Annotated in this window: 24 protein-coding genes; 11 read left to right on the forward strand and 13 right to left on the reverse strand. The window is 68.9% G+C overall.

Annotation, left to right across the window (positions count from 1 at the left end):
* A partial coding sequence (locus A5704_RS10265; protein ID WP_369828447.1) for an alpha/beta hydrolase occupies positions 1–971 on the reverse strand: 971 nt, incomplete at its 3' end.
* A 126-nt stretch (positions 972–1,097) separates the two neighbouring features.
* On the opposite strand from A5704_RS10265, the gene A5704_RS27585 reads away from it, so the two are divergent.
* Positions 1,098–1,949 carry a 5'-methylthioadenosine/S-adenosylhomocysteine nucleosidase gene (locus tag A5704_RS27585; RefSeq protein ID WP_231968971.1) on the forward strand — a complete coding sequence of 284 codons (852 nt, stop codon included), beginning with the start codon at positions 1,098–1,100 and terminating at the stop codon, positions 1,947–1,949.
* Positions 1,950–1,952: 3 nt separating this feature from the next.
* On the opposite strand, the gene A5704_RS10275 is transcribed toward A5704_RS27585, so the two are convergent.
* Entirely contained in the window at positions 1,953–2,804 is an 852-nt protein-coding gene (locus A5704_RS10275; RefSeq protein ID WP_067751379.1) for a sulfurtransferase, read from the reverse strand.
* A 78-nt stretch (positions 2,805–2,882) separates the two neighbouring features.
* On the opposite strand from A5704_RS10275, the gene A5704_RS10280 reads away from it, so the two are divergent.
* The 3 genes from A5704_RS10280 to A5704_RS10290 all read left to right on the forward strand — a co-directional run bounded on the left by A5704_RS10280 (position 2,883) and on the right by A5704_RS10290 (position 4,546).
* On the forward strand, positions 2,883–3,350 hold the full coding sequence (locus A5704_RS10280) for a hypothetical protein (RefSeq protein WP_231968972.1): 468 nt from the start codon (positions 2,883–2,885) through the stop codon (positions 3,348–3,350).
* Positions 3,351–3,426: 76 nt separating this feature from the next.
* On the forward strand, positions 3,427–3,858 hold the full coding sequence (locus tag A5704_RS10285) for a hypothetical protein (RefSeq protein WP_067751378.1): 432 nt from the start codon (positions 3,427–3,429) through the stop codon (positions 3,856–3,858).
* Positions 3,842–4,546: a TetR/AcrR family transcriptional regulator gene (locus A5704_RS10290; protein ID WP_067751377.1), complete on the forward strand. Its 705-nt coding sequence runs from the start codon at positions 3,842–3,844 to the stop codon at positions 4,544–4,546. Before A5704_RS10285 ends, A5704_RS10290 begins: the two co-directional genes overlap by 17 nt.
* Here A5704_RS10290 and A5704_RS10295 read toward each other — a convergent pair whose 3' ends face one another.
* From A5704_RS10295 to alsS, 3 genes are all read right to left on the reverse strand, one after another.
* Positions 4,547–5,689, reverse strand: coding sequence for a glycosyltransferase (locus A5704_RS10295; protein WP_067751370.1), 1,143 nt, complete (start codon positions 5,687–5,689; stop codon positions 4,547–4,549).
* Between the two features lie 85 nt (positions 5,690–5,774).
* Positions 5,775–6,572, reverse strand: coding sequence for an acetolactate decarboxylase (budA, locus tag A5704_RS10300; RefSeq protein WP_067888856.1), 798 nt, complete (start codon positions 6,570–6,572; stop codon positions 5,775–5,777).
* Positions 6,573–6,577: 5 nt separating this feature from the next.
* Entirely contained in the window at positions 6,578–8,260 is a 1,683-nt protein-coding gene (gene alsS / locus A5704_RS10305) for an acetolactate synthase AlsS (RefSeq protein WP_067888859.1), read from the reverse strand.
* A gap of 88 nt (positions 8,261–8,348) precedes the next feature.
* On the opposite strand from alsS, the gene A5704_RS10310 reads away from it, so the two are divergent.
* Positions 8,349–9,518 (forward strand): aromatic ring-hydroxylating dioxygenase subunit alpha, encoded by a 1,170-nt coding sequence (locus A5704_RS10310; protein WP_067888862.1) that lies wholly within the window; start codon positions 8,349–8,351, stop codon positions 9,516–9,518.
* A gap of 38 nt (positions 9,519–9,556) precedes the next feature.
* Positions 9,557–10,189, forward strand: a complete 633-nt coding sequence (locus tag A5704_RS10315; protein ID WP_067888865.1) for a TetR/AcrR family transcriptional regulator — start codon at positions 9,557–9,559, stop codon at positions 10,187–10,189.
* A 79-nt stretch (positions 10,190–10,268) separates the two neighbouring features.
* Here the strand turns inward: A5704_RS10315 and A5704_RS10320 are convergent, their stop codons facing one another.
* The 3 genes from A5704_RS10320 to A5704_RS10330 all read right to left on the reverse strand — a co-directional run bounded on the left by A5704_RS10320 (position 10,269) and on the right by A5704_RS10330 (position 14,317).
* Complete coding sequence (locus A5704_RS10320; RefSeq protein WP_067782148.1) at positions 10,269–11,456, reverse strand: AAA family ATPase; 1,188 nt, start codon at positions 11,454–11,456, stop codon at positions 10,269–10,271.
* 32 nt (positions 11,457–11,488) lie between these two features.
* Entirely contained in the window at positions 11,489–13,081 is a 1,593-nt protein-coding gene (locus tag A5704_RS10325) for a Na+/H+ antiporter (protein ID WP_067751427.1), read from the reverse strand.
* Between the two features lie 180 nt (positions 13,082–13,261).
* Positions 13,262–14,317 carry a DUF5685 family protein gene (locus tag A5704_RS10330; protein ID WP_067888868.1) on the reverse strand — a complete coding sequence of 352 codons (1,056 nt, stop codon included), beginning with the start codon at positions 14,315–14,317 and terminating at the stop codon, positions 13,262–13,264.
* 98 nt (positions 14,318–14,415) lie between these two features.
* On the opposite strand from A5704_RS10330, the gene A5704_RS10335 reads away from it, so the two are divergent.
* Positions 14,416–14,868 (forward strand): protease inhibitor I42 family protein, encoded by a 453-nt coding sequence (locus A5704_RS10335; protein WP_082950378.1) that lies wholly within the window; start codon positions 14,416–14,418, stop codon positions 14,866–14,868.
* 52 nt (positions 14,869–14,920) lie between these two features.
* Complete coding sequence (locus A5704_RS10340; RefSeq protein ID WP_156670007.1) at positions 14,921–15,400, forward strand: hypothetical protein; 480 nt, start codon at positions 14,921–14,923, stop codon at positions 15,398–15,400.
* Positions 15,401–15,417: 17 nt separating this feature from the next.
* Here the strand turns inward: A5704_RS10340 and A5704_RS10345 are convergent, their stop codons facing one another.
* Both A5704_RS10345 and A5704_RS10350 read right to left on the reverse strand, forming a co-directional pair.
* The gene (locus A5704_RS10345) at positions 15,418–16,182 is read right to left on the reverse strand and encodes an SDR family oxidoreductase (RefSeq protein ID WP_067782153.1); all 765 of its coding nucleotides are present in this window, start codon (positions 16,180–16,182) and stop codon (positions 15,418–15,420) included.
* A 9-nt stretch (positions 16,183–16,191) separates the two neighbouring features.
* Positions 16,192–16,620, reverse strand: a complete 429-nt coding sequence (locus tag A5704_RS10350; protein ID WP_067782155.1) for a DUF1707 domain-containing protein — start codon at positions 16,618–16,620, stop codon at positions 16,192–16,194.
* Positions 16,621–16,682: 62 nt separating this feature from the next.
* On the opposite strand from A5704_RS10350, the gene A5704_RS10355 reads away from it, so the two are divergent.
* Positions 16,683–17,303, forward strand: a complete 621-nt coding sequence (locus tag A5704_RS10355) for a TetR/AcrR family transcriptional regulator (protein WP_067782157.1) — start codon at positions 16,683–16,685, stop codon at positions 17,301–17,303.
* Here A5704_RS10355 and A5704_RS10360 read toward each other — a convergent pair.
* On the reverse strand, positions 17,300–18,574 hold the full coding sequence (locus tag A5704_RS10360; RefSeq protein WP_067888871.1) for an alpha/beta hydrolase: 1,275 nt from the start codon (positions 18,572–18,574) through the stop codon (positions 17,300–17,302). The two genes, A5704_RS10355 and A5704_RS10360, sit on opposite strands and share 4 nt — an antisense overlap.
* 108 nt (positions 18,575–18,682) lie before the next feature.
* On the opposite strand from A5704_RS10360, the gene A5704_RS10365 reads away from it, so the two are divergent.
* Entirely contained in the window at positions 18,683–19,354 is a 672-nt protein-coding gene (locus tag A5704_RS10365; RefSeq protein ID WP_067782161.1) for an esterase, read from the forward strand.
* Positions 19,355–19,360: 6 nt separating this feature from the next.
* On the opposite strand, the gene fdxA is transcribed toward A5704_RS10365, so the two are convergent.
* Positions 19,361–19,687: a ferredoxin gene (gene fdxA, locus A5704_RS10370; RefSeq protein WP_067751337.1), complete on the reverse strand. Its 327-nt coding sequence runs from the start codon at positions 19,685–19,687 to the stop codon at positions 19,361–19,363.
* Positions 19,688–19,855: 168 nt separating this feature from the next.
* On the opposite strand from fdxA, the gene A5704_RS10375 reads away from it, so the two are divergent.
* Positions 19,856–20,791 carry a LysR family transcriptional regulator gene (locus A5704_RS10375; RefSeq protein ID WP_067782164.1) on the forward strand — a complete coding sequence of 312 codons (936 nt, stop codon included), beginning with the start codon at positions 19,856–19,858 and terminating at the stop codon, positions 20,789–20,791.
* Positions 20,792–20,854: 63 nt separating this feature from the next.
* On the opposite strand, the gene A5704_RS10380 is transcribed toward A5704_RS10375, so the two are convergent.
* Positions 20,855–21,085 (reverse strand): CbiX/SirB N-terminal domain-containing protein (locus A5704_RS10380; RefSeq protein WP_304442279.1); only part of this gene is annotated, 231 nt, incomplete at its 5' end.

Raw genomic sequence — 21,085 nt, forward strand, 5'->3', positions numbered from 1 at the left:
GCCACGACATGATGCTCGACCCAGGATGGCACGCCGTCGCCGAACGAATCCACGCGTGGCTCGAAACACGGGTGCCCGCACGATGACTGCGCGATGAGGGGCCGGCTCGACGGCAAGGTCGCGATCATCACCGGGGCGAGCACCGGCCTGGGACCCGTGCTCGGTTCGGTGTTCGTGCGGGAGGGCACCCGTGTTTCGAGCCACGCGTGGATTCGTTCGGCGACGGCGTGCCATCCTGGGTCGAGCATCATGTCGTGGCTCATCTTAGGGAAGATTTCGGCCTCGGTGTGGTAGGCGGCCGCGGTTTCCCGCACTTCCCGCGGTGTGAAGCAGACGTCGTCCTGGGCCCCGAGCACGAGCAGTGGGGTGGTGACCAGCCGCGGCCTGGGCAGGTCGTGCCACAGCATGTCGATCGCGATCTTCAGGGCGTACTCCTCGCAGAGTTTTTCGGTATAGCGCGCCACGTCGGCTTCGGAATGCGACCGGGAGAAGAAGGTTTCGCGGGCCAATTCCGGTGTGGCGCCGACACCCCGCAGCGACTTGGTCATCGCCAGGCCGCTGGCTGTGTACCACGGGTGTCGCTTCAATCGGCGGGCCAAGAATCCCAGGATGCCGCTCGGGGGCGCGGAGGCGAGCAGCACGGCGGCGGCCGCGTCGTGCGATTCCAGATACTTCTGCACCACGAAGCCGCCCAGCGAGTGGCCGACCACCACCGGCCGTTCGGGCAGGCCGTCGGCGACGGCGGCGACGTCGGCAACGAAGTCGGCGATCGAGCAGAGCCGCATCGATTTGGGCGCCGGGCTCTTTCCGTGACCGCGCAGGCTGACGGCCAGCGCTCGGTGGCCCTTGTCCGCGAAGAACTCCAGGAAATGCTCGTCCCAACACCAGGCGCCATGCCAGGCGCCGTGCACGAACAGCACCGGCGGCTTGTGGGATTCGCCGCCCGGCCTTCTCTCGATCACTTCGAGCATGAGCGTGACTCCTCGTCGGGCCGCGCCCCCCGGTTTGGCTGCAGTGCCGCTGAGACTAGCCGCTGACGTGGCCATGGCGGACCGGAATCGGCGAAGCCACGAGGTCTGGTGGCGTTTACTGGTGCGGTGGGTGTAGATGGCGAAAGACGCATGCTGGTGCTGTCGGCCTTTCCGGCGGAAGCCGACGCGGTGCTGTCGCACACCACGCTCGATCCCGATCCGGTGGCGATCGTCGACCGCAGGCATTTCTACCTCGGCTCGATCGCGGGCCGAAACGTGATCGTGGCGATGACCGGCATCGGCCTGGTGAACGCCGCCGACACGACCGAGGCCGCCTTGACCCGATTCGCGATTGGCGCGGTGGTGTTTTCGGGCGTCGCCGGCGGGGCGGCGCGGACCAAAATCGCGGATGTGGCCATACCGGCGCGCTGGACACTGGACAACGGCAACACGTTTCGACCCGTCGACCCCACCATGCTGGCGACGGCCGAAACGCTCTGCGTCGCACTGGAAAGCGTCGCCCGCCGGATCGATCTGCGGCGCCGGCCGCAAGTCGTGGTCGGCGGCGACGGATACAGCTGGGACAACAACAACGGCGTGGCGTTCCCCTGCATCCCGAACGGCGGGGACGTTTTTGGCTGCCAACCGCGCAGCGCGCCCGACCGGTCATACCGATACACCGGCAACTTCCGCCCGGCGGCGGGACGGTGGGTGCGAAGCGCCCTGATCAGCAACCTCAACATCGTGTCGGCGGCGGACCCGGCCTTCGACGCGACCGACATGGAGACCGCGGCCGCCCAAACGGTGGCCGACGAGCACGGTGTCCCGTTCCTCGGCATCCGCGGCATCACGGATGGGCCGGGTGACCCGCTTCACCTGCCGGGCTTTCCGTTTCAGTTCTTCTGCTACAAGCGGATCGCGGCCGACAACGCCGCCCGGGTGACCGCCGCCTTCCTGCAAAGTTGGGGCGGCGCCTGACCCTCAGGCGGGGCCGACCGCCACCGCGCGCCCCGGATCCGAACACCACTCGGACCACGACCCGGGAAACAGCGCCGCGTTCAAGCCCACCGCCGCCAGCGCCGCGACCGTGACGCTGGCCGTCACGCCCGAACCGCAGTAGGCGCCCAACGCACCGTCACGGATTCCGCGCTCAGCGAGCAGCTGGGTGAGTGCATCACCGGCGATGAACGTGCCGTCGGCGGCGAGGAGGGCCGTGCTCGGCAGGTTCAAGGCGCCGGGGATGTGCCCGGCCGCGGGGTCCAGCGGTTCGACCTCACCGCGGAAGCGTTCGGGCGCCCGCGCGTCGAGCAACGTCACGACACCGGCGCCCGCTTGCTCGGCGGTCAGGGACGGTCGGTTCCCGGCGCGCAGATCGTCATGCGGCACAGTCACATTCCCGGGTTGCGGTGTGACGGGCCCGGTTTCGAGGCTCCGACCCGACGCTCGCCAGGCGGCCAGGCCGCCGTCCAGGATGCGGACGTCCGGCAGGCCGGCCGCCGTCAACACCCACCACGCGCGCGCCGAACCGGCGCGATTCCAGTCGTCGTAGACCACCACCGGCGAGTCCTGCCGGACACCCCAGCGGCGCGCCGCTGCCTGCAAATTGCTGCCCGACGGCAGCGGGTGGCGGCCGCGACCGGCGACCGAGTGGTCGCTGAGCTCGTCCTCGAGGGACGCATACACCGCGCCTGGTAGGTGTCCCTCCAGATAGGCGGGCCGTCCGTCGGGCTCGTCGAGCCGCCAGCGCACGTCGACGATGGCCACCGGGGCGCCCGACTCGATGAGGCCGGCCAACTCGGTGGCCGTGATCAAAACCTGGTCCCGCGGTTCCACCGATTCAGCCTAGCGGCCTCGCTCAGCAAAGCGGTGGCGTAGCGTCCTGCTCAGTAGGACCGCAGATGGAGCAATGTCATGGCGCGCATCAGTTACCAAGTCACCGGGTGCCTTGCGCTCGCGTCGGCGCTGCTGACGGCCACGCCCGCGCAGGCGATCCCGAACACTCACTGCGCCCTGACGACACCCGTGCAGGAGGTGCAGCATGTGTCCCAGCTGCCCCCGGAACTGCTCAAGCTCCTACCGCCCATCGCCGACGTCGGCGCGCCCTTCAACGCGACGGACTCGGTCAGCGATCCGACCTTGCCGTTCCGCCGGCTGATCCGCGCCGGCAGTCACGGTGCGGACTGGTTCGTCTGGTACGAGCACGGCGGCGTCGGATACTCCTGGCAGGCGGTGGTCGCGCGCGTGGTGCCGGGCGGCGATCCGCAGGTATTGGCCGACGCCGGAACGATTTCCGACACTCTGTGCAGGCTCACCGACGGTGCCTTCACCGGCGCGGTTCCGCCTTACCCGCCCGGATCGTGGGCGGCCTCCGACTTCTGAAGAATCCGACCGACCGTTGGTCTGGCATACCGACCACCGGTCGGTTATTCTCGGTGCAAGCCAGGGAGGTGGCGCAATGAGCGCATCCGAGCAATCGCAGACCCGGACCCGCATGTTCGCCCGCGTGTTGGGCCCCTACATGTCGATCGTGCCGACCACGATCGCAATCCGCGGTTCATACATGCAGGAACTATTCACCGAGTTCAAGGCAAATCCCATGTGGCCGTGGCTGTATGGAGCCATCCTGTTGATGGGCGGCATTTTCATCATTGCCTTTCACCAATATTGGCGCGGTCTGGCGGCGATCGTCGTGTCGGCCGTGGGCTGGTTCTTCTTCATCCGTGGTCTGCTGTTGCTGACGCTGCCGCGGGCCTACGACGCGGCCGGCAACGCCATCTACAGTTCGGGCGCGACTGCGGCGCTATGGGTGTTGTTCATCTTCCTCGCCTCCGTCGGGCTATACCTGACGTACGTCGGCTGGAAGCCCGAGAGTGCCTCGGGTAGTTAAGCATCCCGACGTCCGTCGCGCGGATCTGCTCGATCGGGCGGCGGTGCTGTTTCTGCGTGACGGATATGACAACGTCAGCCTAAACGATCTGATCGCCGACGCGGGCGTCTCCAAAGGTGCCTTCTACCATTGGTTTCCATCGAAGGACGCGTTGATCGCGGCCTTGGCCGAGCGCAGCGCGCGGGCCGCGTTCGCCGGGGTCGAGGATGCGGTCGCCGGGTGTGGCGGCGACGCGCTGGATCGGCTGAACGCTTTGCTGCGGGCCGGGTTTGACGTCAAGATGCAGATGAATGTGTCGGAGCAGCTGGCCGCGATGGCGTCATTGCTGCGACCGGACAACGCCCACCTCTACGCACGGATAACAGCGGTCGACGAAGCGCTGGTCCTGCCCCTTCTGACGCGCCTGATCGAGGAGGGGGTCGCCGACGGTGTCTTCGACACCTTCGATCCCGAGGGCGTCGCCGACATGATCTACGGCCTTGCCGCGCGCACGAATTCCACCATCGTCGCGGTGTTGCAGGCGCCCGACGAATCCGCCCGGGAGCGTGCGATCGACAGCATGACAAAACGATTCAGACTGCACGGCCTGGCCATCGACCGCATCCTCGGGCTGCCCGACGGAAGCGTCACCACGCTCGCGCGAACACAGGTCGAAGCGCTGGTTGCCGCGCTGCCGAGAACCTATTAGCTACGCGGTGTGTTCGGCGTCGCCGGGGTCGTCGAGCGTCGGCGCCCCCAACGACGCCAGCATGCCCGTCGCCGCCCGATGCCAGGTGAAGTCCTCGGCGCGGCGTCGAGCCGAGACGCGGCGGTGGTGCTCCGGGCGGCTGGTGACCGCCCTGACCGCCCGCGCGATGGCGGCCGGGTGGTTGTCCGCCGAGGCGCCGCTGTCCGCGGTGATGATCTCGGTGAGCGCCGAGGTGCGCGAGACGACGGCCGGCGTCCCGCAGGCCAGCGACTCCAGCGCGGCCAGCCCGAACGTCTCGTGCGGCCCGGGAGCCAGCGTCACGTCGGCGGACGCCAGCAGCCCGGCCACCGTGTGCCGATCGGAGACGAAACCGGTGAAGTCCACCGGCAGCCGCGCGGCCTGGCGTTCCAGCCTGGCCCGCAACGGACCCTCACCCACGACGACGAGTCGGGCATCGACCCCGGCGTGGCGCAACTCGCCGACGGTGTCGATGCTGCGGTCGACGCGCTTTTCCACCGACAGCCGACCGCAGTGGACGAGCAGCAGCTGGGTCGGCGCGGCCCAGCGGCGCCGCAGCAGGTACGAGTGCCGGCGCGGGTGGAAGGTCTGCAGGTCCACGCCCAACGGGACGGTCACGGTGTTCGTCGCGCCGATGCGGTCGAATTCCTCACGCGCGAAACCGGTGGTGCACACCACGGCGTCGTAATCGGCGGCGGTGCGCGCGTTGGCCAGATCGGCGAACTTCACCGCCGCGCGATGCGGAAGTATCTGTCCCACAAGGCGATCCAGCCGCTCGTGGGAGATCATCACCGTCGTGGCACCGTGGTCGCGGCCCCATCGGCCCAGTGACCGCAGCGTGAGCCGGTCGGACACCTCTAACGCGTCGGGCCGCAGGGCCTCCAGGAGAGCCTTGACCGGCCCGGGCATCACGGCGCGGTAGCCGCCGGTGAGCGGAATCAGCCGAGCGGGCAAAGTGATTCGGACCACACCGGTGCGCAGCTGGCTGCGTCCGGCGCGCTGGCCGGGAACGATCAGGAAGACCTCGTGGCCGCCGGCGCAATATTCGGCGCCCAACCGATCGACCGCCGTGCGAAGGCCGCCGGAGCGAGGGCCGTAGAAGTTGGCGACCTGTACAACACGCATAACGTGAGGACACGCGGTGCGCGTGTGCACTCAACAATGTGGACTTGACGCTGGCCTGAACAGTCCATGAATTCCGGCGTAGCGGCTACTGTGAGCCCCCTTTGGGGCCTTCGGCTTTGTTGATCCGCTCGGCGATGTCGGTGCCGGACAGCCGGGCGCCGAGGAAGTCACCGGAGGTGGGCAGGCTCAGATGCAGTTGCGACGCCCCGCTGACCGCGACGTCCCCATGCTCGAGCGTGAAATCGAGGATGTGCCCGCCGCCGGTGCGGTCACCGTTGAGGAAGTGCAGGTGATAGCCGGCGACCGAGATCCCCTGCTCGAAGTCGGGGGTGCGGAACCCGACCACCGTGCCCGGCACGTCCGTGAACACCTTCTCGGCCTGCTCCTCGGTGGCTTGGGTCAGCGGCGGGTAGGGCGGCTGCTGCGCCATCACCGTGCGGGTGTGCAGCTCGGCGAACTGCCCGGTGATCCGGACGGCGTAGATCAGGTTGGCGCTGGCGATCCGGCGGTCGATGGCGGCGATCACCTCCGTGCGCCCGGTGCGGGTCCGGATCGGGATCTCGAAATCGGTGTGAAACCGGGTGATCGCCGCGAACGGGCTGCGATCGGTCGGCGCGGCCCGGCCGGCGGTTCCGTCGGCGCGCAATCGGTAGCAGACGCCGTCGAGGATGACCATTTCGCCGTCGAGGTGATTGAAGGTGCCCAGCCCGAAGTCGCCGTGGCGCAGGATCTCGGCGACGGTGACGTCGCCGTCGTAGACACCCTCCAGCAGGGCGCCGATCGTCGAGAACTGATAGACCTCGGCGTCGTCGGCGCGGTGGTGTGTGAGAAGCGTTGTCGCCCAGTGGCGGAAACGCTCGTAGGCACCCGAATGTGTGTCCATGATCCTTATTCGAAGGGGTCGTCGTGCAGCTGGGCGGCGAGATCGGTGTTGTGGCTGTAGTCGACGGGAACGTCGATCAGGGAGGGGCCGTCCTCGGTGAGCGCCTGGCGCAGGGTCGCGGTGAATTCGTCCAGCGTGGTAACCCGGTGGCCGCGGGCGCCGAAGGCCGCCGCGTAGGAGACGAGGTCGTAATCACCCAGTTGCACACCGGATTTGCGGCCGTACTTCAAGACTTCCTGGAAGCCGACCATGTCATAGGCGTTGTCCCGGAACACGATGTGGGTGAAGGTGAGCCCGAGATGGGCCGCGGTCGCGAGTTCCTGCGCGGAGAACAGGAATCCGCCGTCGCCGGAGACGGACACGACCGGAGTTCCGGGCCGCACCAGGCAGGCGGCCATGGCCCATGGCAGCGCGACGCCGAGGGTCTGTTGACCGTTGGAGAAGAGCAGACGCCGCGGCTCGTACACGCGAAAATGGCGGGCCAGGTAGATGTAGACGGAGCCGACGTCGCAGGTGACGGTGGCGGTGTCGTCGAGTTCCTCCCGCAGCCGCAGCACGACGGCGACGGGGTTGAGGCCGGGGCCCTCGGGCTCGGTGCGGCCTGCCGTGGTGTCGATGTCGCTCAACGCCTTTCGCTGCGTGGCGATCTCGTGCTGATAGGTGTCTGTCAGGGTCAGGCCGGCCAGCTTGTCGGTCAGCGAGGTGAGCGTCGCCGCGATATTGCCGAGCAGCTCCGTGGTCGGCTGGTAGTGGTTGTCGATGTCGGCGGGGACCGAGTCGATGTGCACGACGGTGCGCGCGGCGTCGTCGTTCCACAGCACCGGGTCGTATTCGACCGAGTCGTATCCGACCGTGACCAGGACGTCGGCGTGGGCCAGGACGACGTCGCCGGGCTGGTTGCGGAACAGGCCCACCCGGCCCAAGAAGTTGTCCTCCAACGCGCGGGAGATCACGCCCGCGGCCTGGAAGGTCTCGACAACCGGCAGCCCGGTCGTAGCGATCAGGGCGCGCAGCGCCAGGCAGGTGTCGGGGTCGGCGCCGCGCATGCCGACCAGCAAAGCGGGGCGGCGCGCGGCGCGGATCAGCTCGCTCGCCTCGGCGATGGACGCGGCGGGGGCGGCGTCCAACGGCGGAATCGGCTGCCGGCCCGGGATGCTCGCCGTCGTCGGAGCGGCCAACACATCGGCCGGGAGAACGACCGCGGCCGCGCCGCGCGGTTCGCCGAGCGCGGCGCGAAACGCGCCGATGGTGGCCTCGGCGGCGTTGTCGGGGTCGTTGACCTCGCCGGTGAACTTGGTGACCGTCCTGAGCATGGCGGCCGCGTCCATGGACTGATGCGTGCGCTTGAGGCGATCCACGCGGCGCACCGCGCCGCACAGCGCCACCACCGGGTCCTGTTCGGTGTTGGCGGTCAACAGCCCCGTGGCCAGGTTGGTGGTGCCGGGGCCGGACGTCACCAGCACCACGCCCGGGATGCCGGTGAGGCGACCGATGGCCCCGGCCATGAAGGCGGCGTTCTGTTCGTGGCGGCACACCACCAGCCGCGGGCCGGAGTCGAGCAGCGCGTCGTAGACGGCGTCGATCTTCGCGCCCGGCACACCGAAGACGAACTGCACGCCCTGGGCCGACAGGACGTCGACGACCCGCTGCGCGCTGCGCACGGCATCACCGCGATTCGTGGGGGCCATCCATCCAGCCAAGCACGGGTCGCGGTGCGTTGCGACCTCTACGCGTGGGTTGACCATCCATGATCGCTCTGGTGTATGGTCTCCAGTTGTGACGATCGAGAGCGTGCGCCCGGCGGAGCTCAGCGAAGACCTGACACGGCGCGCCTTGCGGCTGGTGCTGACCAAGACGACCGACCTGGCCGCGGAAGTGCTGCGGGTGCCGCTGCATTACTACCGCGACGCCAAAGTCACCGACTTCGAGGAGTCGCAGATCCTGCGGCGGACCCCGCTGGCGATCTTGCCCAGCGTGCAGATCCCCGGCCCCAACGACTTCGAAGTCCGCTCGGTGCTGGGCACTTCGTTATTGGTGACCCGCGACCGCGCCGGGGTCAGCCGCGTGTTCCTCAACTATTGCCGCCACCGCGGCGCGATGCCGGCCTGCGGCGCGGGCAACGCCTCTCGTTTCACCTGCCCCTACCACGCGTGGACCTACCAGAACACGGGCGAATTGTTCAGCATCCCAGGCAAATCCGGCTTCACCGGCATGGATACCGGCGATTATGGCCTGGTGGAGTTGCCGAGCCAGGAGGCCTACGGCTTCATCTGGGCGGTGCTCAGCGCCGACGCGTCCATCGACGTCGACGCGCATCTGGGACCGGTGGCTTCACAGCTGGCCGAACTCGACTACGGATCATTTGGGTATCACGCGCATCGCGAATTCACCTCCGAGGTGTCCTGGAAGGGGGCGTTGGAGGCGTTCGCGGAAGGCTACCACTTTCCGTTTGTCCACGGCGAGAGCCTGATTGGGCAAAACGCGCTGCCCAACGTCGCGATCTACGACGAGTACGGCAAGCACCACCGGCTCGGGTTTCCGTTCAACTGGATCGTCAACCTCGATGCCGATCCGAACGGTTCGTGGGACGTGCGGGACAACATGGGACTGATCTATTGGATCTACCCGAACCTGATCCTGGCCAACAGCAACGTCGGTGTGGAGGTCATCGACATTCTGCCGGCCGGGGCCCCGACCCGCTGCACCGTTCGACACAGCTGGCTGGCGCGCATCCCGGCCACGAGCGACGACCAGCGCAGCGGCTACGACATGATCTACGACGCGGTGCACGCGGCGGTGCGCGACGAGGACTTCGCGATGCTGCCGCAGTGCGGCGAGGGCGTGCGCCAGGGCCAACACGACCATATGATCATCGGCCGCAACGAGATCGGCGTGCAACACATGATCAAGGTGTTCGCGCAGGAGATTGGCGTCGCGCTGGGCTGAGTTCTCGTGCGACCATATTGAGCGTGAGGGCACCGTAGATGCGCAGACACGGCTGGGGCGGCGCATTGCCGTCGAGCGACGAGGAAGCCATTGCGCGAATCATCGCCGCGGCGAGCCGCGCGATACAGCAGTCGGGCGCGGACATCAAAATCAGCGATGTCGCGCGCGATCTCGGGGTCACCCGCCAAACCGTGTACCGCTATTTCCCGAGCACCGATGCGTTGCTGGTGGCGACGGCGTTGTCGGAAGCGGGTCCGTCCCTCGACCGGTTGGCGGCCCACCTGGAAGCCATTCACGACCCCGCCGAGGCGGTGGTCGAGGGTATCGCTCACACGTTGGAATTGCTTCCCCAGGACCAATACCTGGGGCTGCTGTTGACCTCCGAGAAGGCGGCGTCTTACTCGGCGAGCGTGACCTCCGATGTCGCGCTCTCGCTGGGACGCTCGATCATCGACCGCTTCAACGTGGACTGGAACAGCGTCGGCATCACCGAGGATAGGCGCGACGGCCTGGTCGAATTCATGCTTCGGGTTCTGCAATCGTTCATCGTCGATCCCGGACGACCGCCGCGGTCCGGCGACGAGTTGCGCAACTACCTGCGCCAGTGGGTCGCACCCGCGATCACCCATTTTCAGCCCGCCACGGATTCGAGTGTGCGCTCAGCACATTGAGGGTGCGCCCAGGGCGGCGACACGCCGTGCGACGCCGCCATAGGAGCACACTCGATCGGGGGCGGGGGCGTTTCGGCCGTTAGCGCTTGCCCCAGTCCCACGGCGGCGTGGTCAGCAGGCCCTGGCCGGCGACCCGCGTCTCGCCCCACTCCTTGTACAGCTCGATCTCGACGGCTCGGTCGTCCCCGTCGGCGTCGGCCACCGGGACGGTGTCCAGGAATTCGAGCAGCGCGCGGGAATGGGTGACCACCAGGACCTGCGTGCGCGTGGCGGCGGTGCGGATCAGCCCCGCGAGCGGACGCACCAGGTCGGGATGCAGCGAGGTCTCCGGTTCGTTGAGCACCATCAGCGACGGCGCATGCGGGCTGGACAGCGCGGCGGCCCAGAGCAGGAATCGCAGTGTGCCGTCGGATAATTCGGCCGAACGCAGCGGGCGCAGCATGCCGCGCTGCCGCAGCTGCAGGTCGAACAGCCCGTCGTGAACGGCGACCGACACCGTGGCCCCGTCGAACGCGTCGGCGACGGCGCGGCTCAGGTCGTCGAAGCCCGTCTCGATGATCGTCTGGATCGCGGCGGCCAGATCGCTGCCGTCATCGGAGAGCACCGGGGTGCGCGTGCCGACCTGCGGGTGTCGCGCCGGCGCCCCGGCGTCGACGCGGAAGCCGTCGTAGAACCGCCAGCCGCGCAGCCGTTCGCGCACGGCCGCGAGTTCGGGAAGCGCGTGCGGGTGGGCATATTCGGCCAGCACGCTGCGGTACGACGGCAACGAGCGGGACAGCTCGTCGAATCCGCGGCCGGACTCCGCGCTCATCTCGGCGAAGTCGCGGGTGCGGCGTACCAGCGTCGCACTGGCGCGCAGCACCGGTCCGGCGAACAACGCTTCCCGCTTGATCTCGGGATCGCGGCCGAACGCCGACTTGATTCCCGCCATCTGCGGGATGCCGAGGTCCACCAGATAGCCGAAATCGTCTGAGGCGAAGCCTAATTCGAGGGATACGGGCCGGGTGCGGACGGTGCCCTGGGCCTTGCCCGTCCGGCGGGCGCCCTTGAGCTCCTCGGGTCCGGCCCACAGCGCGGACTGCAGCCCGCCCTCGCGGGCGAGCGAGGCGATCACCTCCCCGCGGCCGCAGTCGGCCAGCAGCCGCAGCGCGCGGTACAACGACGACTTGCCTGCGCCGTTGGCGCCGGTGACCACCGACAGCCGCCCCAGCGGCAGGATCACCTCGCGCAGCGAGCGGTAGCCGCGGATCGCCACCGTGTGCAACATGGGGCCGACTGTACGGTCGACGACCGACGGGCTTAAGCCTCGTCCGCCTCGTCGAGCAGTTGCACTTCCTCGAGGTCCATCTCGTTCTGCAGTTCGCGCAGCACGATGTCGTCGATGAGGTTCTGGTTGCGCAGCGCGGTGATCTCGCGCCGCTTCCGTTCGAGCACGCCGAGCCGCACCCGCCGGACCAGCTCCTTCTTCTTGACCAGGCGGTTGTTCGTCGAGCCGCCTTCGGTGGCCAGGGCGAGCGCGGCCCTTTCCTCGTATTCCTTCTGCAGCCGACGACGCAGGTCGTCGCTGATGCCGACCTCGTCGGCGACGGTGGGCAGCGCGGTGAGCGCCGCCTGGACCCCCCGGGTTCGCGCCAGCTCCAATTCTTCGACGTACGCGACGTCGTCGGGCATCTTCGCCCAGCGGACCACGGCGGGCAGCGTGGTCCCTTGGACCAGGACGGTGGTCAGGATCACGACGACCACGATGAAGATGAGCAGGCTGCGGTCGGGGAAGGGCGCGCCGCTGAGGGTGGTCGTCGGCACGGCCAGCGCCGCCGCCAGCGACACGGCGCCGCGGAACCCGGCCCAGGCCGTGACGAAGCGCTGACGCCAGCTGACCCGGCGTTCACGCTGCGCCTCGCGACGGTCGATCAGTCGGATCAGCGCGACGGTGATCTCGCCCCAGAAGATTCGCGACAGGATCACCACGGCGGTGACCGCGAGCGCGATGAACAGGGCGTGGCGCACCCCGCCGTCCACGCCGACGATGCCGCGCAGCGCGTTGGGTATCTGGACGCCCACGAACACCCACAACGAGCCGTTGAGCAGGAACGTCGCACTGTCCCAGAAGGCATACGCCTGCAAGCGCGACCGCGCCCGGATCACCACCGGTCCGGCGTAGGCGAGCACCAGGGCGGAGACCATGACGGCGACCACGCCGCTGCACTCCATGCTCTGCGCCAGCAGGAACGCCGCGAACGGCGTCAGCAGGCTCAGCGCCCCCTCCTCCTGCGGCGCGTCGATCCGCTTGCGCAGCAACGTCACCGCCCCGCCGACCAACAGCCCGGCGGCGATACCGCCCAGATAGGAGCCGACGAATCGGCCCACCAGGTCGATCGGGGTGATCGCCGCACCCCCGATCGCGACGTGGACCGTGACGGCGAACAGGACCAGGGCGGTGCCGTCGTTGATGAGGCTCTCGGCCTTGAGCACGGTCACCGAGCGGCGGGGCAACTTCTTCGCGAGGCCCGCCACCGCGGCGGCGTCGGTGGGGGAGAGCACGGCGCCCAGGACGGCGGCCGCGTGGGAATCCATGCCGAGCGCCCGCGCCGTCCACGACACCGCGACGGCCGTCGCGATCACCAGGCCGACACTGAGGAACACGATGATGCGCGCGTTGGCGCGGATCTCGCGGAAGCTGGTGTTCAGGCCCTCCCAGTACAGGATCGCCGGCAGGAACAGCAGCAGCACGATCTCGCCGTTGACGTGCACGTGCGCGAAGCTGGGGATCAGACCCAGCAACGTGCCGAGCACGATGAGCAGCACCGGGGGGCCAACGCGGTAGCGCCGGCCCAGGACCGTCCCGACGATGACGGTGGAGACGAGAGCAACGATCAGGACGAGGCCAAACACCAGCCCATCCTGCCGGACATGATCGGATTGCGCGGCTTGGGGTTTGGCCGGCGCCGCGGTCAGCCCGCTGGGTGGGCGGTCTCACCGGTCACACGCGCACCCTGTGGCGGGCATCTGGTGACTCTCGAAAGTGATAGCGCCGGCGATATCAAATTCGAGAAGCACTTACTGGTTGCGGGCTCAGGTGCAGTCGCAGCAGCAGTCGTCGCAGTCGCAGCAGCAATCGCAGCCCTCGCAGCAGCACCAGCAGCCGGTTCCGTCGCCGCGCCGCGACTTGCGCCCGGGGTTCGGCGTTCCCTCCTCGGCGCCGGGCTCGATCGGCTGGTCGCCGAAGTTGATGGGCTCCTGCTGGCCGCGCGGCGTTCCGCTCTTGGCCGTGAAACCGGCCTGGGCGAAGGTGCGCTTGATCGCGCGGCGGACCTCGTTGGTCAACAGCCGATCGACCAGCCGCCCGTCGGTGAACGACACGTCGGCCAGTGCCAGCTCGATGCCCAGCACCGCGTCGTCGCACAGGGCGCGCGCCGCCGCCACGGGAGTTGCGGTCGCCGCCAACGGGTTCCACTTCCCGCGCGCCACGTCGTCGCGGTAATCCTCGACCGCGTCCAACAGGTGCGCCACCCGGCCGAACAGCCGCCCAACCTCGCGCAACGGCGCCGCGTTGTGCGGGCGGCCGGCCAGCACGGCGGTATGCGCGAACGCCTCGGCGACGGCGGTCTCGGTGGGCTCGGTCACCATCAGCAGCGAGCTGCCCGGACGGGCCTGGGCTTCGAGCGCCGCCTGGCGGTCCATCGCGGCGACCAGCACGCCGGTGTCGAAGCCCAGGGTGTGACCGGTGTCGGTGCCCTGGCGCACCCAGCGTTCGGCGATGCGGCGCGCCGCGGGCCGCACCCCGGCCACGCCGACCATGCCGTCGCGGTCGTCGACGTGGTCACGGACCCGGGCCGCCGCCAGCGCCAGCGACACCACGGCGGCCAGTCGCACGCAGTCGCCGGTGGCCACGTCCGCGCGCCGCATGCCGCGCAGCGGGCACGGCCCGGCGGTGCGGCGGCCCGGCCGCCCCGGGGACTGCGCCTCGACCAGCAATGAGACCACCAGCCCGTCGTAGTTGGTGGCGATGCGGGCGGCCTGGCCGTAATCGTCGCGCAGCGCCAGACACAATCCGCACAATTGGGCTGTCCAGGCGGCCGCCAGCTCGCCGCCGAGCCGGTGACGGCAGGGCCGGATGATGCCAAACATGTCCAGAAGCTACCGGACCCACAGCAAACGCGCGATCGAAACGCCGAGCGTGGGATGGTCTGGTGGGCGGCGGCGCGGCGACGGGGCTCCAGGACATAATGGGCTCGATGACTGTCGGGAAGATCAAGCTCTTGGTGACCGTCGCGATGCTCGTTTCGCCGATGCTGGTGGGCTGCCACTTCGCGTCCAGGAACCCGCCGTCGACCAAGACGCTCGAGGTGCCCATGAACGAGGTGCTCACGCAGAGCGTCGTCACGCAGAGCATCACCCTGACCGTCGGCAACACGCTGGTCGTGAAGCTGGGCTCGAACTACACCACCCCGTACCGGTGGGCGCCGGAGATGAAGATCGGCGACCCGGGCGTCCTCAAGCAGGAGAGCCACCAGTTCGTGCCGCCGAGCTCCGACGCGCTCGGAGCCCCCGGCACCGAGGTGTGGAAATTCACGGCGTTGAAGCCGGGGACCACCACGATCGGCACCGCCTACACCAGCTTCGTCGGCAAGGACACGCAACCGTCGTGCACCTACACGGCCAACGTCACGGTGCAGTAAACGCTCTGGCAAACCAATGCGAGCGCGCCGCGCTCGGGCTACGGTCTTGGACGTGTTCGGCTTTCTTCGCAACTTGTCCGAGATCGGCAAACTGCCCGCACCGCTGCGCGATGAACTCGAAGCCGAGGGGATGATCTTCAGCGCGGGCAAAGTCGGGGTGAACCGGCACTTCGGCGGCCACGTGCCGGGCGTCTATTCGGCCTCGGGAGTGTCCCGCTACACGGGCGCGTTCGCGTTCACCACCGCGCGGATCCTTGCCACGCTTCCCACCCGCGGGGACGCCAACCTGCGGTCGATCGATTGCCCGTGGGACACCAGCAAGGGGCCGGCCAGGGCGACGATCACCGGCAAGGGCATGAAGCTCGAAATCGACTTGCACGGCGTCGATCCCGCCTTCAGCGGGTCGATGAAGCTCAACTACCGCAAGTCGATCCCGGACGAGGTGCTGGAAAAGCTGCCGACCACGACGCTGCGCTTCCCGGTGCAGCCGGTGTTCGTGTACCGGGCGGTCGGCGTGCGCCCCAAGGTATAGCGGCTCAACGGTTTTCGCTACGCCGCGGCGGGCCGCAGCATGCGCCCGCTGACGAGCGCCGACACCCAGCCGGGCATCAACCGCGATCCGGTGGTCATCGCCCGATAGCGCCACCCGGGCACGACGACGGCGCGGCCCCGGTCCAGCGCGCGCAGCCCGGCTGCCACGACCGGTTCGGGCGCCGCGAGCCGGCGATAGATCGCGGTGTGCGAGACGTCCGAGCCCAGCGCGTCGACGAAGCCGGTGCGGGTCGGTCCGGGGCACAGCGCGGTGACCGTGACGCCCGATCCACGGGTCTCCGCCCACAGCGCCTGGCTCAGCGACAAGACGAACGCCTTCGACGCGCCGTACGTGGCCTGATACGGCCCGGGCTGAAAGGCGATGGTGGACGCCACATTCAGGATCCCGCCCCGGCGGCGGGCCAGCATGCCGGGCAGCACCGCGTGGGTCAGCCGCACCAACGCGTCGACGTTGACCGCCACCAGCTCATGCTCGCGCCCGTCGTCGACCTCCGCGAACGGGCCGTACGTGCCGAAGCCCGCGTTGTTGACCAACACGTCGATCTCTCGCCCCGCTAGCCGGGCCACCAGGGCGTCGACGCCGGCCGGGGTGCTGAGGTCGCCGACGACCAGCTCGACGTGCTGCCCGACGCGCTGCGCCACCGCGTTCAGCCGGGCTTCGTCGCGCCCGGCGAGCACCAAAGACATGCCGCGCTGCGCCAGCTGGTCGGCGAAAATTGCGCCCAACCCGGAGCTGGCGCCGGTGATGACTGCCAGGGACATGGCAACCCCTTACTTCGCAACGGTTTTCACGGCGGGGCGGATGCCCAGCGCGTGGCTGACGAGTCCGATGCCGGCGCCCAGGATGGGCCAGATCGGCCAGAAGTACGTGGCGTCCGTGGTCGCGGCGACGGCCGCCCACACGGTGAGCACGACGACGGTCATCAGGAGGTAGCCGGCGAGGTGAATGCGCACGCTGCGGCGCGCCGCCTCGACGCGGGCGGCGCGGCGGCGTGGGTCGGCGCGCCGGATCCGCTCGAGCGGCAGGTCGGCGAGGAGCTCCCGGAGCTCGCCGGTGGTGTGCGTGCCGAACACGGCCTGCACCCGCTGCTCGTACTCGCCCAGATCGAGGTAGCCCTGCGCGAGCGCCTGGCCCAGGCGCGCGGCCGCCCTCTCCCGGTCGTGGTCGCCGGCGCGGGGGGCCATGAGTTGCTGGTTCATTTCGTCCCCTTCCTTCGGATGTGAATGGCCTTAACATAGTCCCTAATGTTAATCTCGTCAACATGGCACGTGAGCGAAAATCGCCGACCGGTTCGAAGCGCAGGGACAGCTACCACCACGGCGACCTGAAACGGGCGCTGACCAGCGCCGCGCTGTCGCTGGTCGCGGAGAAGGGGCCGAAGGGTTTCACGCTGACCGAAGCGGCGCGGCGCGCCGGCGTCAGCGCCGCCGCGCCGTACCGGCACTTCGCGGACAAGGCCGCGCTGTTGGCGACGGTGGCCGAGCAGGGCTTTCGCGACCTGCACGCCGAACTGGCCGCGGCCGCGTCCACCGACGAGCCCAAGGATCGGGTGATCGAGCTCGGCCGTGCCTACGTGCGCTGGGCCGTCGCGCACCCGGACCACTACCGGGTGATGTTCGGCGCCGAGCTGTCGAAGGCCGACCACCCCGACCTCGCCATCGCCGGCGAGCAGGCGTTCGCGGACCTACTCGACGCGATCGCGGCGTGCCAGCATGCGGGTGTCGTCGGCGGTCAGGACCCGCGCGAACTCGCCGCGCCACTGTGGTCGCTGGTGCACGGCGTCGCGTCGCTGGCGATCGGTGGCGAGCTGGTCAGCGTCGGCATCGCGCAGCAGCCGGAGGACGTCATAGCCGGCGTCGTGGCCCAAATGCTCGGCGGCTAGGCCACATTGGCCTGGCGGCGCGTCGCGTACACCTCGGCGAGAAATTGCTCGACGGCGACCGCGGTGTGCACCGCGCGTGCCGAACCGAAGATGTCGAAAGCGTGCTGGGTGAACGGCAATTCGGCGTACACCACGGGCTGGGTGCTCACCTTGCGCAGTCGTTCGACGAACGCACGCGCCTGCTCGACGGGCACCAGCGAGTCGTTGCGGCCGTGCAGGACGAAGAACGGGGGAGCGTCGGCGGAAACGTGGTTGACCGGTGAAGCGGTGACGAACGGCTGCATGTTGGTCGACGGCCGTTGCTTGACAACGGATTTGACCAACAGCGCTGGCATCATCGGATGCATCGCGTCGTTGAACCGGGTGAAATCGTAGACGCCGTAGAACGGCACGGCCGCCTGGACCCGGGTGTCGGCGTCCTCGAAGCCGGGCTGAAATTCGGCGAAGTTGGGCGTGAGGGCGGCCAGCGACGAGAGGTGGCCGCCGGCCGAACCGCCGGTGATGGCGATGAATTCGGGATCGCCGCCGTACTCGGCGATGTGCGCCTTGACCCACGCCAGGGCGCGTTTGACGTCGACGATGTGGGCGGGCCAGGTGTTGCGCGGGCTGTGCCGGTAGTTGATCGACACACAGATCCAGCCCAACTCCGCGAGGTGGCTCATCAACGGATGAGCTTGTCCGCGTTTGTTTCCCGTCGTCCAGGCGCCGCCCGGGATCTGGAACAGCACCGGGCCCTTGCCGGTGGGGTCCAGATCGGGACGGCGCCAGATGTCCAGGTAGTTGGCGCTGCCGTATTCGCCGTAGCTGATGTTGGAGTCGTGGGCGTAGTCGCGATAGATGCGCATCATCCGCAGCAGGCCCGGCGTCTTGGCGGTGCCACCGCCGGCCGGCCGGCGCCACAGATCACCCGATTCGGTGAGACGAGACGCGCCAAGGCCCTCGTCCAGCGCCTCGGTCAGCGGAATGTTGGCCTTGTGCCCGGCGCGGCTGAAGTTCAGCAGGCCGAGCGCGGACACGCCCGCCACCGTCCACGCCGCGAATCGCACCGGCCGGGTGAGGCGTCGGGCCGTCAACGCCAAGCCCCCGAGCTGACTGACGAGCGTTTGCAGCGGCAACTCGGTGACGACCACGCCGAACATGAACGAGAAGAGCGAGGCGTATCCGCTGCGCGCCAACGGCCGGTAGGCGTTGAGCGTGGACACCGCGGTCACCGCCGTGACGATCAACGAGCCGATCTGCCGGATGACATGCATGATTCGAGCTGTCCGCATGGGCTCACCTTACGAGGTGGGGTTTTGGGATCGGTAGGCACGCGTACGGTGCCTACTTACCGCACAAGACCGCTGCGTCGAGCGGCGACGGACGGAACGGACCCGGCGATGACCATGACCCTGAAGGCGTCGCTGGCGGCGGCCGCCTGCGCCGTGACCGCCCTCTCGTCCGCCGGGACGGCCAGCGCCCAATCCGCCTGCGCCGACGTCGGCGGAACCGTCGACACGGCGCAGATCTGCCGGGGCCACATCGTGACGACCACCTACACGCTCGACTTGAGCTTTCCCGTCGGCTATCCCGACCAGGCGCCCCTCGCCGACTACGTCACCCACACGCGAGACGAATGGGCCGACGACGCCAAGGCGCATCCGCCCGGCGACCGGCCGCCCTACCTGCTGACCATCACCGGGACCGCCTTCCGGTCCGGTGCGCTTACTTCCGGCACCCAGACCGTGGTGCTGGACATGAACCAGGACCTCGGCGCCCACCCGGTGACGTCGTACAAGGCCTTCACCTACGACCTCGGCAAGCGCGCGCCCATCACCTTCGACACGCTGTTCAAGCCGGGCGCCAACCCGTTGGCCGTGCTAAACCCGATCGTCCGGCGCGAGCTCGGCCCGCTTCCGTTCGGCGACCCCGGGGTGGACGCGTACCAGAACTTCGCGCTCACCGACGACGCCGTGATCTTCTTCTTCAGCCAGGGGCAGGTGCTCGCGCAGGTCGACGGACCCCAACGGCTCTCGGTGCCGCGTACCGAACTCGCGTCGTTGCTCGGGTGAGGCGGCCTAGGTGGCTTCGGCCCGGCTCTCGAGGTTCTTGACCGCGGCGGGGTCGTTCTCGGTCAGCCCCACCTTGGCCGCGCCGCCGGGGGAGCCGAGCTCGGTGAAGAAGTCCGCGTTGATCTGGGTGTACTCGCCGTATTCGGCGGGCACGTCGTCCTCGTAGTAGATCGACTCAACCGGGCACACCGGCTCGCACGCGCCGCAGTCCACACACTCGTCGGGGTGGATGTAGAGCATCCGCGCGCCCTCGTAGATGCAGTCGACGGGACATTCCTCGATGCACGCCTTGTCCTTGATGTCGACGCACGGTTCGGCGATCACATAGGCCACAAGCGTTGTCCTTCCTTGTCTGGCTGGCTAATTTAGCGCGGCCGACGCGCTACCGGCCAGGGTCATCCGTTCCATCGTTCTCGTCCCGACCGGGCGAGAGTAGGCCACGCGGCGTTGTGGAGTCACAAGCTATCGTTGTGTCACACGAATTGATTGTGATGTGATGCCATGCCGCTCAGCCCCCGGATGCCCGAGCTCGCCTCGTTCGAGGTGTTTCTGGCGATCGCCGAAACCGGCAGCCTGGGCCGCGCCGCGCGCGAACTCGGGCTGACGCAGCAGGCCATTTCGCGGCGGCTCGCGTCGATGGAGGCCCAGATCGGGGTCACGCTGGCGGTGCGCACCACCCGCGGTTCGCAGCTGACGCCCGCGGGCCTGATCGTCGCCGACTGGGCGAGACGGTTGCTCGAGGTCGCCACCGAGATCGACGCGGGCATGGGCTCGCTGCGCAAGGAGGGCCGCGAGCGGGTCCGGGTGGCGGCCAGTCAGACGATCTCCGAACAGCTGATGCCGCACTGGCTGCTGTCGCTGCAGACCGAGGCGACGCGGCGCGGCGGCTCCGCGCCCCAGGTGATTCTGACGGCCACCAACAGCGAGCACGCCATCGCCGCGGTCCGCGACGGCAGCGTCGATCTCGGATTCGTCGAAAATCCCGGCACGCCAACGGGTCTGGGTACCTGCGTGGTGGGCCAGGACGAGTTGGTGATCGTGGTGCCGCCGGGCCACAAGTGGACGCGGCGGGCGGTGTCCGCCCGCGAACTCGCGGAGACCCCGCTCGTCGCGCGCGAACCGCATTCGGGCATCCGGGATTCGCTGACGGTGGCCTTGCGTCGGGTGCTGGGCGAGGACATGGAACAGGCTCCACCGGTGCTGGAGCTGACGTCGGCCGCCGCGATGCGCGCGGCCGTGCTCGCCGGGGCGGGACCGGCGGCGATGAGCCGGCTTGCGGTGGCCGACGACCTGGCCGTCGGGCGGCTGAGCGCGGTCACGATCCCGAAGTTGGACCTGCGGCGGAAGTTTCGCGCCATCTGGGTGGGCGGGCGCACGCCACCGGCGGGGGCGGTGCGAGACATGTTGAGCCACATCGTCAGCCGGGTTAGGGCCTAGGGTTTGCCGCCAACGTCGAGTTGTCGTGGGAATTCGCGGCGTATCCCCGCAACAAGTCGACGTTCATGCGGCGGCGTCGGCTGCCAGCGCCTCGTCGTAGCGGTCGAGCACCGTCTCGGCGACCAGGCGGTGCGCGCCCAGGGGCGCGGCGATCGGAATACCGTTGTCCCGCGCGAAGGTTGAGACGCCGTCGGTGAGCAGCCCCGGCGCCAGGAACCAGGGCGCGATCACGAGCCGGCGCGCGCCGCGGCGACGCAGGTGGGCGGCGGCTTGGTGCACCGACGTCGGGCCGGG

The sequence above is a fragment of the Mycobacterium sp. E735 genome (assembly GCF_001666955.1).
Lineage (GTDB): Bacteria > Actinomycetota > Actinomycetes > Mycobacteriales > Mycobacteriaceae > Mycobacterium.

Coding starts and splice junctions, on each gene's coding strand:
- alsS (WP_067888859.1), bottom strand. CDS start 8,260: ATGGCCCCCACGAATCGCGGTGATGCCGTGCGCAGCGCGCAGCGGGTC.
- A5704_RS10320 (WP_067782148.1), bottom strand. CDS start 11,456: ATGTTGCACACGGTGGCGATCCGCGGCTACCGCTCGCTGCGCGAGGTG.
- A5704_RS10360 (WP_067888871.1), bottom strand. CDS start 18,574: ATGCGGACAGCTCGAATCATGCATGTCATCCGGCAGATCGGCTCGTTG.
- A5704_RS10355 (WP_067782157.1), top strand. CDS start 16,683: ATGGCACGTGAGCGAAAATCGCCGACCGGTTCGAAGCGCAGGGACAGC.
- A5704_RS10315 (WP_067888865.1), top strand. CDS start 9,557: ATGCGCAGACACGGCTGGGGCGGCGCATTGCCGTCGAGCGACGAGGAA.
- A5704_RS10335 (WP_082950378.1), top strand. CDS start 14,416: ATGGGCTCGATGACTGTCGGGAAGATCAAGCTCTTGGTGACCGTCGCG.
- A5704_RS10280 (WP_231968972.1), top strand. CDS start 2,883: ATGGCGCGCATCAGTTACCAAGTCACCGGGTGCCTTGCGCTCGCGTCG.
- A5704_RS10345 (WP_067782153.1), bottom strand. CDS start 16,182: ATGTCCCTGGCAGTCATCACCGGCGCCAGCTCCGGGTTGGGCGCAATT.
- A5704_RS10350 (WP_067782155.1), bottom strand. CDS start 16,620: ATGAACCAGCAACTCATGGCCCCCCGCGCCGGCGACCACGACCGGGAG.
- budA (WP_067888856.1), bottom strand. CDS start 6,572: ATGGACACACATTCGGGTGCCTACGAGCGTTTCCGCCACTGGGCGACA.
- A5704_RS10365 (WP_067782161.1), top strand. CDS start 18,683: ATGACCATGACCCTGAAGGCGTCGCTGGCGGCGGCCGCCTGCGCCGTG.
- A5704_RS10375 (WP_067782164.1), top strand. CDS start 19,856: ATGCCGCTCAGCCCCCGGATGCCCGAGCTCGCCTCGTTCGAGGTGTTT.
- A5704_RS10285 (WP_067751378.1), top strand. CDS start 3,427: ATGAGCGCATCCGAGCAATCGCAGACCCGGACCCGCATGTTCGCCCGC.
- A5704_RS10330 (WP_067888868.1), bottom strand. CDS start 14,317: ATGTTTGGCATCATCCGGCCCTGCCGTCACCGGCTCGGCGGCGAGCTG.
- A5704_RS10295 (WP_067751370.1), bottom strand. CDS start 5,689: ATGCGTGTTGTACAGGTCGCCAACTTCTACGGCCCTCGCTCCGGCGGC.